At 72.8% G+C, this 13,037-nt stretch carries 11 protein-coding genes and 1 pseudogene; 6 read left to right on the forward strand and 6 right to left on the reverse strand.

Annotation, left to right across the window (positions count from 1 at the left end; all coding sequences use genetic code 11):
• Positions 1-123: 123 nt before the first annotated feature.
• A complete protein-coding gene (locus tag QK440_RS39235) occupies positions 124-543 on the forward strand; it encodes a CBS domain-containing protein (protein WP_282798047.1) in 420 nt (139 codons plus the stop codon).
• Between the two features lie 88 nt (positions 544-631).
• Here QK440_RS39235 and QK440_RS39240 read toward each other — a convergent pair whose 3' ends face one another.
• The 3 genes from QK440_RS39240 to QK440_RS39250 form a co-directional block, all read right to left on the reverse strand.
• Positions 632-1,786, reverse strand: coding sequence for a magnesium and cobalt transport protein CorA (locus tag QK440_RS39240; RefSeq protein ID WP_282798048.1), 1,155 nt, complete (start codon positions 1,784-1,786; stop codon positions 632-634).
• Positions 1,787-1,989: 203 nt separating this feature from the next.
• Positions 1,990-2,931: a sugar kinase gene (locus QK440_RS39245; RefSeq protein ID WP_282798057.1), complete on the reverse strand. Its 942-nt coding sequence runs from the start codon at positions 2,929-2,931 to the stop codon at positions 1,990-1,992.
• Positions 2,932-3,446: 515 nt separating this feature from the next.
• The gene (locus tag QK440_RS39250) at positions 3,447-4,352 is read right to left on the reverse strand and encodes a pseudouridine-5'-phosphate glycosidase (RefSeq protein ID WP_282798049.1); all 906 of its coding nucleotides are present in this window, start codon (positions 4,350-4,352) and stop codon (positions 3,447-3,449) included.
• A gap of 90 nt (positions 4,353-4,442) precedes the next feature.
• On the opposite strand from QK440_RS39250, the gene QK440_RS39255 reads away from it, so the two are divergent.
• On the forward strand, positions 4,443-4,811 hold the full coding sequence (locus tag QK440_RS39255) for a cupin domain-containing protein (protein WP_282798050.1): 369 nt from the start codon (positions 4,443-4,445) through the stop codon (positions 4,809-4,811).
• Here the strand turns inward: QK440_RS39255 and QK440_RS39260 are convergent.
• The 3 genes from QK440_RS39260 to QK440_RS39270 all read right to left on the reverse strand — a co-directional run bounded on the left by QK440_RS39260 (position 4,808) and on the right by QK440_RS39270 (position 7,985).
• Positions 4,808-6,106, reverse strand: a complete 1,299-nt coding sequence (locus QK440_RS39260) for an MFS transporter (protein WP_282798051.1) — start codon at positions 6,104-6,106, stop codon at positions 4,808-4,810. The genes QK440_RS39255 and QK440_RS39260 overlap by 4 nt on opposite strands.
• Positions 6,107-6,436: 330 nt before the next feature.
• A complete protein-coding gene (locus QK440_RS39265; RefSeq protein WP_282798052.1) occupies positions 6,437-7,015 on the reverse strand; it encodes a methylated-DNA--[protein]-cysteine S-methyltransferase in 579 nt (192 codons plus the stop codon).
• 67 nt (positions 7,016-7,082) lie between these two features.
• Entirely contained in the window at positions 7,083-7,985 is a 903-nt protein-coding gene (locus QK440_RS39270; RefSeq protein ID WP_282798053.1) for a glycerophosphodiester phosphodiesterase family protein, read from the reverse strand.
• 297 nt (positions 7,986-8,282) lie between these two features.
• Here QK440_RS39270 and QK440_RS39275 point away from each other — a divergent pair, with 297 nt between their 5' ends.
• From QK440_RS39275 to QK440_RS39290, 4 genes and pseudogenes are all read left to right on the forward strand, one after another.
• Positions 8,283-9,173, forward strand: coding sequence for an MHYT domain-containing protein (locus QK440_RS39275; RefSeq protein ID WP_282798054.1), 891 nt, complete (start codon positions 8,283-8,285; stop codon positions 9,171-9,173).
• A gap of 54 nt (positions 9,174-9,227) precedes the next feature.
• A complete protein-coding gene (uvrB, locus tag QK440_RS39280) occupies positions 9,228-11,381 on the forward strand; it encodes an excinuclease ABC subunit UvrB (RefSeq protein WP_282798055.1) in 2,154 nt (717 codons plus the stop codon).
• Positions 11,382-11,530: 149 nt separating this feature from the next.
• Positions 11,531-12,109, forward strand: a complete 579-nt coding sequence (locus tag QK440_RS39285) for a TerD family protein (RefSeq protein ID WP_282798056.1) — start codon at positions 11,531-11,533, stop codon at positions 12,107-12,109.
• A gap of 142 nt (positions 12,110-12,251) precedes the next feature.
• A pseudogene (locus QK440_RS39290) lies at positions 12,252-12,863 on the forward strand (TerD family protein); the annotation flags it as partial.
• Between the last annotated feature and the right edge of the window lie 174 nt (positions 12,864-13,037).

Genomic DNA, 13,037 nt, shown 5'->3' on the forward strand with positions numbered 1-13,037 from the left:
AGGCCGGCGTCCACCTCGCCTCACTCATCCTCTGGCTCAGAGAACCCACCCAAGATCCTTTGCCAGACAGGCCCTAGCGGTGCCCCCGCGCCGCGCCGGCCGTCCGGCACCGGGAGGTACGTCATGACCACCGCCGGAGACATCATGCACAGCGGGGCCCATTGGATCCCCGCCCACGAGACCCTGGACCGCGCGGCGCAACTGATGCGCCAGCTCGACGTGGGCGCCCTGCCCATCAGCGACGAGAACGAGCGCCTGTGCGGCATCCTCACCGACCGCGACATCGTCGTCCGCTGCGTGGCGATGGGGCACGACCCGTCGCAGGTCACCGCGGGCGAGCTCGCCCAGGGCACACCCCGCTGGATCGCCGCGGACGCCGACGTCGACACCGTCCTGGAAGAGATGCGCGGCCACCAGATCCGCAGGCTGCCCGTGATCGAGAACAAGCGCCTCGTCGGGATGATCAGCGAGGCCGACCTCGCCCAGCACCTGTCGGAGGAGCAGCTCGCGTCCTGGTGCGAGAGCGTCTACGCCAAGAACTGAGACCCCGCCGCGCCGAGGGCTGACACCTCGCTGCGCCGGAGGCCGGTGCCCTGCCCGGAACAGGAGCCCGCCGCCGGCGCGGCGTCCCTCACAGCCAGCCGTTGCGCCGGAAACCCCGGTACAGCGAGCAGCACACCGTGGCGATCACCCCCATGACCAGTGCGTAGCCGTACTGCCAGCGCAGCTCGGGCATGTGGTCGAAGTTCATGCCGTAGACCCCGCACACCATCGTCGGCACGGCCACGATGGCGGCCCAGGCGGTGATCTTCCGCATGTCCTCGTTCTGCGCGACCGTCACCTGGGCCAGGTGGGCCTGCAGGATGGAGTTCAGCAGTTCGTCGAAGGCGGCTATCTGGTCGGCCACGCGCTTGAGGTGGTCGTCCACGTCGCGGAAGTACGCCTGTATCTCGGGGGCGATGACGCGCATGGGCTGTGTCGCGAGCACCTGGAGCGGGCGGCCGAGCGGCACCGCCGCCCGCTTCAGCTCCAGCAGTTCACGCTTGAGCTGGTAGATACGGCCGGGGTCGGCCGTGCGCCCCCCGGTGGGGGAGAACACCTCCGACTCGACCTCGTCGATGTCGTTCTGCACCGCCTCCGTCACCGCGAGGTAGTCGTCCACGACCTGGTCCGCGATCGCGTGCAGCACCGCCGCGGGGCCCTGCGCGAGCTGCTCGGGCGTCGACTCGAGCTGCTCGCGGAGCGGGCCGAGGGAACCGTGCCTGCCGTGCCGCACGGTGATGACGAAGTCACGGCCGACGAAGGCCATGATCTCGCCGGTGTCCACCACCTCGCTGGTCGCCGTCAGCTCGGCGTGCTCCACGTAGCAGACCGTCTTGAACACGGCGAACAGCGTCTCTCCGTACCGCTCCACCTTCGGGCGCTGGTGGGCGTGCACCGCGTCCTCGACCGCCAGCGGATGCAGGTCGAACAACTCGGCGACGTCCCCGAACTCCGCCTCCGTCGGCTCGTGCAGACCCAGCCAGACGAAGCCGTCGTCGTCCTTGCGGATCTGCGTCACGGCCTCGACGAGATCGTCGTCGCGCGCCGTGCTCTGCCGCACCCCCTTGCGGTACGTCACGCACTTCACCACGGAGGAGCCCAGAGGGGACCGGGCCGGGTGACTCAGGTCGACACGCGGGCTGCGCCGGGTCAGGCGCGCCACCTTCCGCAGACCGCGGACGGTGCGCAGGTTCCCGACCTTGCGGAACCGGCCCACCTTCCGCAGGTTGACCCCCATCGACATGAGCGACTCCTTGCATCTGGACTCGATGAACAAGTCTGCCAGCCGACCCCGACATCGCGTGGAGGCCTGTGGGAACGGAAGATTCCGGTCCATATCCCCCGGCCCTGCGCTCCCTTCCTCTCCCCACGATCTTCCGCTCGCCGTTCGCCGTTCGCCGTTCGCCGTTCGCCGCTCCTCCACCGCTTCTTCGCGCTCCCGCGATGTCATCCGCCTCGCGGCCGTGGCAAGGGCACCGGCGGGGAGGCCGTCCGTGGTGGCGGCGGCTCGGGCCGTGCCCCCACCCGCGACACCGCACGCGCCCCGGCCCGGCAGCCCTCGGCCACCGCGTCCCGCAGGCCCGCCCCGGCGAGCCGCGACGCGATGAACGCGCCGGTGAAGGCGTCGCCCGCGCCCGTGGAGTCCCGTGCCTCCGCCCGCACCGCGGGTGCGCGGACCCGCACCTCGCCGCCCCGGGCGGCCAGCGCGCCCTCGGCGCCCAGCTTCACGACCACCTCCGCGAAGCGGCGGTTCAGCTCCACCGCCGCGGCCGCCGGGTCCCGGAGGCCGGTGAGCAGTTCCGCCTCGTCCCGGCTCGGCAGCAGGACGTCGACGCCGCCCGTCCACGTCAGGAACCGGTCCGGTCCGTGCCGGGCCAGGAAGCCCGCCGACGCCGGGTCCACGCTCACCGTCACACCGCGCGCCCGGGCCGTGTCGAGGGCCGCCCGAGCCGCCGCCCGGCTCGACTCGGCGAAGAACAGATAGCCGGACAGGTGCAGCCAGCCGACCTCGTCGAGCAGTTCGGGCGCCCAGTCGGGGGGCGCGAGGCGCAGGGACGCGCCGCTGTCGGTGAGGAACGTGCGCTCCGCCGCCGCGTCGCCCGTGTCGACCAGGCTGATGACCGTGCCGGTCGGCGCCTCGGGGTCGACGGCGAGACGAGCCCGTACGGCTGCCCGGGCCAGATGCTCCTCGTGCCACGACACCGCGTCGGCTCCCACCCGGCCCAAGAAGCGGACATCCGGGTGACCCCAATGGGCCGCCCAGCACGCGACGTTGGCACCCGCGCCGCCCGGCACCACGCGGACGGCGGCGGCCGTGTCGGTGCCGGGGGAGAGCGGCGCGCGGTGCCGGGCGACGATGTCGGTGACGACGTCACCGACGACCAACAGGCCTGGGGAGCGGTACGGCCCGTGGGTGCTGTCCGGCGCGTTGCTCGGCGTTGACGCGCCGTCCGGCCGGGAGGGGCCGTCTGAGGGGGAAGTGTCCTCCAGGTTCGAGATTTCTCTGGGGCCGTTGTGGCTGCCTGGGCCGGAAGCGCTGCCCACCTTGGAAGTGCCGGCGCCGCGCAGGTTGCCCGGGGCCGAGGTGCCACCGACGCCTCTCGGGTCGGAGGGGACGCTCGGCTCGCTAGCGGCACCCGGGTCGGAAGGGACACTCGGGTCGCAAGCGACACCCAGGGCGGAAGCAACGTCCGGGTCGGATGTGACACCCGGAGCGGAAGCAACGTCCGGGTCGGAGGCGACGCCCGGTTCGGAGGCGACGCCCGGGGTGGAAGCAACGTCCAGGCCGGAAGCCACGCCCAGGCTCCCGCGTCCGGCCGGGCCAAGGGCGCCTGCCACGCCCCCGCGCCCGTCCGGAGGCCCGGCGGCACGCCCGCCCGGCCCGCTCCCGCCGCCCTCCTCCCTCACACCCGCGCCCACGCCGTGGCGATCCGCGCCGCGAGGCGTACGTTGCCCCGTACCGCCGCGAGGTTCGCTTCCAGCGATGCCCCCTCGGTGTGCCGTACGAGGAAGTCCAGGAGGAACGGGGTCACCGCCTGCCCCGTCACGCCCCGCGCGTCGCACTCCCGTAGGGCCCGGTCGAGTACGCGCGCGTGCAGCGCGGGATCGAGCTGCTGCTCCTCAGGCACGGGGTTGGCCACGACGAGCGCCGACTCCGGTCCGCCGAGCGCGTCCTGGGCCCGCATCACCTCCGCCACGTCGTCCGGCGTCCGCAGCGTCCAGTCCACCGGGTGGCCGGAGTCGGCGAGGTAGAAGCCGGGGAACCGCTCCGTCCGGTACCCGGCGACCGCGACGCCAAGGGTCTCCAGGCGCTGGAGGGTCGCCGCCACGTCCAGGATCGACTTCACGCCCGCGCACACGACCGTGACGCGCGTCCGCGCCAGCAGCCCCAGGTCCGCCGACTCGTCCTGGGTCGCCGTCCACTCGCGGTGCACGCCGCCGAGCCCGCCCGTGGCGAACACCCGCAGTCCCGCGCGCGCGGCCAGCAGCGCGGTCGCCGACACCGTCGTCGCCCCGCTCGCGCCCGTGGCGAGGGCCAGGGGCAGGTCGCGGTGGCCGAGCTTGCGGATGCCGTCCTCCCCGGCGATCCGCTCCACCTGCTTGTCATCCAGGCCGACGTGGGGGCGCCCGTCCAGGACGGCGATCGTCGCCGGGACCGCGCCCTCCCGGCGTACGGCCGCCTCCAGTTCGCGCGCCACTCGCAGGTTGCGCGGGCGCGGCAGCCCGTGCGCGATGATCGTGGACTCCAGGGCCACGACCGGCCGCTGTCGTGCGAGCGCCGTCTGTACCTCGTCGGACACCACCAACACAGGTCTGCCTCCTGCCGGTCGGGTCGCTTCGCTCCTGGCTTCATCCCTGGCGGCTGGTGCGGCACGGCAAACCCATTAGGGTGACCGGCCATGACCACGAATGATCAGAGCCTCGCGTCTTTTGTCGTCCACATTCCGGATGCCGAGCTGGAGGAGGAGCCGCTCGACCCCGAGCAAATCGTGTCCGGTGACCCCGTGGTCACCGGCAAGGTGCTGTGGGAGTCCGCCGACGGCAAGCAGGTGCGCGGCCTCTGGCAGATCACCCCCGGTGTGGTGACCGACACCGAGGCCGACGAACTGTTCGTGGTCGTCAGCGGGCGGGCCACCATCGAGGTGGAGGGCGGCGGCGTCCTGGAGGTCGGCCCCGGCGACGCGGCCGTCCTGCGCGAGGGCGACCGTACGACGTGGACCGTCCACGAGACGCTGCGCAAGGCCTACCACATCACGCAGAGCGCCTAGCCGGCCTTCGCGGCGTCCGTGCCCCGCCCGTGGCCCGGCCGTCCCCGGGCGCACAGGGCCAGGGCGGACAGCGGCAGGAGCAGCAGCGCCGCGCCGAGCGTGAGCCAGCCGTAGCTCGCCCGCGCGACCACAAGGCCCGCGACGGCGCCGCCGACGCCCGCCGCCGTGTTCATCGTCAGGTCCGACAGCCCCTGCGCGGCGGCCCGCGCGGCCCCCGGCACGGAGTCGGTGAGCAGCGCGGAACCGGACACCAGCCCCGCCGACCAGCCCAGCCCGAGGAGGAACAGGCCCGCGGCCGTCTGCGCGTGGCGGCCGCCCGCCGTGCCCGCCAGCAGGGCCGAGACGGCGAGCAGGCCCACGCTGAGGCCGATGACGCCGAGCCGCCCGAGCCGGTCCGCGAGCCGCCCCATCACGGGGGAGAAGGCGTACATGCCCGCGATGTGCCCGCTGATGACCAGGCCGATCAGGTCGATGCTCGCCCCGTGGTGGCCGAGGTCGACCGGTGTCATCGACATGACGGACACCATGGCGGTGTGCGCGACCGCGACCGTCACCAGGGCCAGCCGGGCCCGGCCCGACGCGGCGACGGCGGCGACCCCGGCGCGCAGCGAACGGCCGGCCGCCGAGGCGTCCGTGCCCGGCTCCAGCGCGCGGGCGGTCAGCAGCGGGTCGGGGCGCAGCAGCACCGCCACGACCACCGCCGAGAGCAGGAAGGCCCCGGCCGCCCACACGAACGCACCGGACGCCTCAGGGACGCCCAGCGCGGAGACGCTGCGCCCCGCGGGCGCCGCGATGTTCGGGCCGAGGACCGCGCCGATCGTGGTGGCCCACACCACGTTCGAGATGGCCCGGGCCCGCGCGGAGGGCTCGGCCAGGTCGGCGGCCGCGAACCGCGCCTGCAGGTTCGCCGAGGACGCCGCGCCGAACCCGGCCATGCCCACGAGCAGCAGCGGGAAGTTCCCGACGGCCGCGGCCACGACGACGACCACCGCGCCCGCCGCGCCGATGAGATACGCCAGGACGAGGCCGGGGCGCCGGCCCCGTGCGGTCATCAGGGCGGCCAGCGGCACCGACAGGACGGCGGTGCCCGCGACCGTCGCGGTGGGGGCGAGACCGGACAGCGACTCGGTGCCGCTGACCTCCTTCGCCAGCACGGCGGCGAGCGCGACACCGGTGGCGACGCCGAGGCCGCCCAGTACCTGACTGGCGACGAGGACCGCGGAGACGCGGCGGCGCAGCGCGGGCAGATCGGCCACGGCGACGGGCGCGCGGCCCGTCCCCTCCACGGCGGTCACCGGCCACGCACGGGGCAGCGAGCCCAGAGGCCGTCCGTCACGTACCCCGGGCGGCGGGACGGACGGCGCGGCGGATGGGGCGAGCTCGGCGGACACAGGGCCTGCGACGAGCGCGGCGGGCGCGCGGCTATGGAGGATGCGGTCACGCGCGCAGTGTGCCAGCACCCCCTGACAGCCCTGACAGCCCTGACAGCCCGGCCTCGTGCATGTCGGTCCCGGCAGCCGCGGCCCCTGACAACCTCGGCTGCCCGGAACGCCTCACCCCGCGATGGGCCTCGTCGGCACTGCCCCCTCGGCGCTGCCCCGGCGGCCTGCTGCAGAACACCCGCCTCAGAACAGCGGCGCGGGCAGTACCCCCTCCAGCGCGAGCAGGTGCCGCTTCGTCTCCAGGCCGCCGCCGAAGCCGCCGATGCCGCCGTCGCTCTCGACCACGCGGTGGCAGGGCACCACGACCGGCAGCGGGTTGGCGCCCATCGCGACACCCACGGCCTGGGCCGCGCCGGGCTGGCCGACGCGGCGGGCCAGGTCCCCGTACCCCACGACCGTCCCGTACGGGACGCCGGTCGCCAGCTCGCGGAGCACCTGGCGGTTGAAGCCGGAGATCAGCGACCAGTCGAGCGGCAGCTCGAAGTCGCGCCGCCCGCCCGCGAAATAGGCCTGGAGCTGGCGTATGGACTCCGCGAGCAGCGGGGACGCGGGCGCCTCGAGCGGCTCGGCGCCCAGGCGGGAGCCGAGCCGCTCGACGGCCTTGTCCCGCACGGCGTCCGACGCGTGGAAGACGACGTTGACCAGGCCCTTGCCGGTCGCGGCGAGCAGCAGCGGGCCGATGTCGCTGGGGACGACGGCCCACACCGGGCCCGGCCGGGCGCCCCGCTGCTGATCCTGCTCGGTGTGCCCCATGGCGTTCATGCACACCACCGTACGACCGGGCACTGACAACGCCCTCGGCGCGGCCTCGCCGCCGCGGGCCCCGGGGTCAGTCGCGCAGGGCGGCCCGGACCACGTCGGGCTTGTTGGTGATGATGCCGTCCACGCCGAACCCGGCGACCCGCCGCGCCGCCGCGGCCTCGTCGACGGTCCAGGTGAAGATCTCCAGCGGCTTGCCGTGCGCCCCCTTGAGCTGGTGGATCCGGGCCACGTAGTCGGCGGTGATCGACGTGTGCGTCGAGTTGACCTGGTCGGCGAACTCCGTGTACTTGGGCAGCTCCGAGGCCGCCGGCGTGCCCAGGAAGCCCGTCTTGACGTCGGGCCGCAGGTCGTGCACCGTCCGCACGCTGTCCGCGCTGAAGCTCTGGACGACCAGCTTGTGCTTCACGTGGTGGCGGTCGAGCCAGCCGGCCTTGCGCAGCACCCGCAGCGTGTCCCGCTCGATGCCGGGGTACAGCTCGGGCTTCTTGATCTCCAGGACGAGCCGCTGGTGGTTGCGCGAGACACGGTTCATGTACTGGGTGAGCGTCGGCACGCGCGCCCCCTTGTACGCGGGACTGAACCAGCTCCCCGCGTCGAGCCTCGCGATCTCCTTGTAGGTGAAGTCCTTCACCTTCCAGGGCGCGCGGTCGGGGAAGACCTCCTCGACGTTCGTCGTCCGCTTCAGGTTGTCGTCGTGCACGATGACGAGCACGCCGTCCTTGGTGCGCTGCACGTCGTTCTCGACCCACCGGAAGCCCATCTCGTCGGCCTTGTCGATGGCCGCGAGGGTGTTCTCGGGGGCGTAGGCGGAGGCCCCGCGGTGGGCGACGACCAGCGGCCTGTGGTGCTGACCGGCCGCCTGCACCCCTGCCTGCGGCGCGGGCGTCGCGGCGGTGGCGGTGCTGGGCAGGACAAGAGCGCCTGCCCCCAGGAGGGCGGCGGTCGTGGCGGCGGCTGCGCGTGCGGGCACGGTTTCTCCTCGCGCTCGGGACTCGGGGACGCGACGAGCGTGACAGTCCACGGCCAACGACAGACAGGTGCAGGATGGCCACAGGCTGAACACCAACCCCCCATGTGGGGACCCCGCGCGTGGGACCCGTGTCTCTTTGCCGGAAAATCGTTCGTACGTTCCTGGAGGAGCCCTACCCTCGCCTCAGCCGACGCCCCGTCACCTGACGGCCGGCCGGGGCCGGACAAGCTGTTCCGGGGTGCTCGGGCACGACCATCCCGGGGCATTCGGGTACGACAGGCGGAAGGGCTACCGCTCATGGAGGGCACGGTCGACGGCTTCAGCTACGGGCTCGTCACACCTGTGGTCGCGTACCTCATGGCCTGTCTCGGCGGTGCCCTGGGCCTGCGCTGCACCACGAGGTCCCTGCTCGTCGAGCACTCCTGGCGGCCGGGCTGGCTCGCCCTCGGCTCCGCCGCGATCGGCTCCGGCATATGGACCATGCACTTCATCGCCATGATGGGCTTCACCGTCCAGGAGACCCCGATCCACTACGACCGGGCGACGACCTTCGCGAGCCTCGCCGTCGCGATCGTCATGGTCGGCATCGGGATCTTCATCGTCGGCTACCGGGGAGCCGGGGGAACCGCCCTGTTCACCGGGGGCACCATCACCGGCCTGGGCATCGCGACGATGCACTACCTGGGGATGGCCGGTATGCGCCTTGGCGGCAGGCTGGAGTACAACACCCTCACCGTCGCCGCCTCCGTGGTGATCGCCGTCGTCGCCGCCATCGCCGCGCTCTGGGCCGCCGGGCAGGTCCGCGGCTTCCTGTGGAGCCTCGGCGCCAGCATGGTCATGGGCCTGGCCGTCAGCGGCATGCACTACACCGGCATGGCCGCCGTCAGCGTCCACCTCCACAGCACCCCGGAGGCGCCCTCCGAGGGCGCGTCCGCGGAGCTGCTCGCCCCCCTCATGATCGGCCCGCTGGTCTTCCTGCTGCTCGCGGGCGTGATCGTGATGTTCGACCCGCTGATGATGCTGGGCAAGGCCGACCTCAGGAAGGCCGCCGCCCGCTCGCGCCCCCACCCCTCCTACGTGCCGCGCTCCGGCGACCGCCTGTACGGGCACGTCGGCCGCCGGGCCCCGGTGCGCCCCGGCCGGCGCGTCCGCCGCAGGCCCGGTGCCCGCGCCCCGCAGAAGTGGTGAGGGCGGGCGCCGCGCGCAGGGGCGTTGTCAGTGCGGAGTCGTACGGTGGAACCCATGCGGCCCGTATCAAAGATCGAACGCACGGTGGCGCCTTTCGAGGTCGTCAGTCCGTACCAGCCAAGCGGCGACCAGCCCACGGCCATCGCCGACCTGGAGAAGCGCATCCGCGCAGGTGAGAAGGATGTCGTCCTGCTGGGCGCGACCGGCACCGGCAAGTCGGCCACCACCGCGTGGATGATCGAGAAGCTCCAGCGCCCGACGCTCGTCATGGCGCCGAACAAAACCCTGGCCGCCCAGCTCGCCAACGAGTTCCGCGAGCTCCTGCCGAACAACGCGGTGGAGTACTTCGTCTCGTACTACGACTACTACCAGCCCGAGGCGTACGTCCCGCAGTCGGACACCTACATCGAGAAGGACTCCTCGATCAACGAGGAGGTCGAGCGCCTGCGCCACTCGGCGACGAACTCGCTGCTCACCCGACGTGACGTGATCGTGGTCGCCTCCGTCTCCTGCATCTACGGCCTCGGCACCCCGCAGGAGTACGTGGACCGCATGGTGCCGCTCAAGGTCGGCGACGAGATCGACCGCGACCAGCTCCTGCGCCGCTTCGTCGACATCCAGTACACGCGCAACGACCTCGCCTTCACCCGCGGCACCTTCCGCGTGCGCGGCGACACCATCGAGATCTTCCCGGTCTACGAGGAGCTCGCCGTCCGCATCGAGATGTTCGGCGACGAGATCGAGGCGCTGTCCACGCTCCACCCGCTCACCGGCGAGGTCATCAGCGACGACGACCACCTGTACGTCTTCCCGGCGTCCCACTACGTGGCGGGCCCGGAGCGCATGGAGAAGGCGATCACCGGCATCGAGAAGGAGCTCGCCGGGCGCCTCGCGGAGCTGGAGAAGCAGGGCAAGATGCTGGAGGCCCAGCGGCTGCGCATGCGCACCACGTACGACCTGGAGATGCTCCGCCAGATCGGGTCCTGCTCCGGCGTCGAGAACTATTCGATGCACTTCGACGACCGCGCGCCGGGCACCCCGCCGCACACCCTCCTCGACTACTTCCCGGACGACTTCCTGCTCGTCCTCGACGAGTCGCACGTCACCGTCCCGCAGATCGGCGCCATGTACGAGGGCGACGCCTCCCGCAAGCGCACCCTCGTCGACCACGGCTTCCGGCTCCCCTCCGCGCTCGACAACCGCCCCCTGAAGTGGGAGGAGTTCCTGGAGCGCATCGGCCAGACCGTCTACCTGTCGGCGACCCCGGGCCCGTACGAGCTGTCCCGCTCCGACGGGTACGTGGAGCAGATCATCCGCCCCACCGGCCTCGTCGACCCCGAGGTCGTCGTCAAGCCCACCGAGGGCCAGATCGACGACCTGGTGCACGAGATCCGCAAGCGCACCGAGAAGGACGAACGGGTCCTCGTCACCACGCTCACCAAGAAGATGGCCGAGGACCTCACGGACTACTTCCTGGAGATGGGCATCCAGGTCCGCTATCTGCACAGCGACGTCGACACCCTGCGCCGCGTCGAGCTCCTGCGCGAGCTGCGCGCCGGTGAGTACGACGTCCTGGTCGGCATCAACCTCCTGCGCGAGGGGCTCGACCTGCCCGAGGTCTCCCTGGTGGCGATCCTCGACGCCGACAAGGAGGGCTTCCTGCGCTCCGGCACCTCCCTGATCCAGACCATCGGCCGCGCCGCGCGGAACGTCTCCGGCCAGGTCCATATGTACGCCGACAAGATCACCCCGGCGATGGAGAAGGCCATCGAGGAGACCAACCGCCGCCGGGAGAAGCAGATCGCGTACAACAAGGAGAGGGGCATCGACCCGCAGCCCCTCCGCAAGAAGATCAACGACATCGTGTCGGCGATCGCGCGCGAGGAGGTCGACACCGAGCAGCTCCTCGGGACGGACTACCGCAAGTCCAAGGACGGCAAGGGCGCCAAGACCCCCGTGCCCTCCCTCGGGACGGCGGCCGGCGACGCCCCCGGCAAGGCGGCCAGGAAGGGCGCCAAGGCCAAGGCCGGACAGACCACGCCCACGGACAAGCCCGCCACCGAACTGGCCGCGCAGATCGAGGACATGACCGCGCGTATGCGGGCCGCCGCCGCGGACCTCCAGTTCGAGATCGCCGCCCGGCTGCGCGACGAGGTGTCGGAGATGAAGAAGGAGCTGCGGCAGATGAAGGAGGCCGGACTGGCATAGCCCGGAACGGCCCGGGCGTCGCGGTGTGTTGCAAGACCGACACAATGTGCCCACGTGCCTGCGGCGCGCTGGACACGGCTGCATAGGGTGAACGGGCGGCCGCCGAAACGGCGGCGGTCGCCCAGGGCAGTTCGAGAAGGGGACAGCGCGTGACGGTCAACATGACCAAGGGCCAGGCCATCAACCTGCAGAAGAACGACGGGGGCGCCCTGACCGCGGTGCGCATGGGACTCGGCTGGAAGGCCGCCCAGCGGCGCGGCCTCTTCGGCACCCGGACCCGCGAGGTGGACCTGGACGCGTCGGCCGTCCTGTTCGCCGACAAGCAGCCCGTGGACGTGGTGTTCTTCCGCCACCTCGTCAGCGACGACGGCTCCGTGCGGCACACCGGCGACAACCTGGTCGGCGGCGTCGGACAGGGCGGCGACGACGAGGCCATCCTCGTCGACCTCCAGCGCGTCCCGGTCCACATCGACCAGATCGTCTTCACGGTGAACTCCTTCACCGGACAGACGTTCCAGGAGGTGCAGAACGCCTTCTGCCGCCTGGTCGACGAGACCAACGGCCAGGAGCTCGCCCGCTACACCCTCGACGGCGGCGGCCAGTACACCGCCCAGGTCATGGCCAAGGTCCACCGCGCGGGCTCCGGCTGGCAGATGACGGCCCTCGGCAGTCCCGCCAACGGCCGCACCTTCCAGGACCTGATGCCGGCGATCCTGCCGCACCTGTAGGAACCGTCCCGCCGCCCTGGGGGGACCGACTGCCGCACCCGCACGGACGGCCGCCGCACCGGCGGCCCCCCGTCCCGGCCGGCCCGGCACGACAGCACGTACGAAGGCCCGGCGAGGGGGCCGACAAGGGGGAACGAACGCGATGACGGCCGAGCTGGTCAGGGGGCAGAACCACCCGCTTCCCGGCACCCGCGTCGAGATCCGGGTGTCGGCCGCCCAACCGGTCGTCGTGGGCGCCACGCTCTGCGACGACCAGCACAAGGTGCGCGGTGCCTCCTGGGTCGCGCACCCCGGAGCCCCCACCCTGCCGGGGCTCGAGGTGTCCCGGCAGGCGGCCGCCGACCACCGCCTGGCCGTCGACCTCGAAGCGCTGCCGGGCGACGCCCACCGGGTCAACGTCCTGCTCGCGCTGCCCGTCGGCACCGCGGGACCGGTGAGCTTCGGCGCCGTCGCCGCGCCGTTCGTGGCCGTCACCGCCCTCGACGGCACCGAGATCGCCAGCTACACCCTCACGGACCTCACCACCGAGTCGGCCGTCGTCGCCCTGGAGCTGTACCGCAGGCAGGGTGCCTGGAAGGTGCGCGCCGTCGGCCAGGGCTACGCCGGCGGCCTGGCCGAGATGCTGCACGACCAGGGCCTGCCCCAGGCGCAGGAGCTCGCGGCGGCCGTCAACGAAGCCGTGGCGCGGGGCCTCGCCCGCTCCGTGGCCCCGCCGCCGCCCCGCCCGGCCGACGGCACCCGGGTACGGGCCGCCGCCCAGGGCCAGACCGCGCCCGGGCCGCACGCGCCCGTCCCGGCGGAGGGCCACCCCGTGGGGCCGCCGCACCCCCACGGGGGGCGGGGGGGGGGCCCGGCACCGTGCCCCGGCACGCGCTGACCGGCTACTGGCAGAACTTCGACAACGGCGCGACCGTGCAGAAGCTGCGGG

It is taken from the genome of Streptomyces sp. CC224B (assembly GCF_030010595.1).
Classification (GTDB): Bacteria; Actinomycetota; Actinomycetes; order Streptomycetales; family Streptomycetaceae; genus Streptomyces; species Streptomyces longispororuber.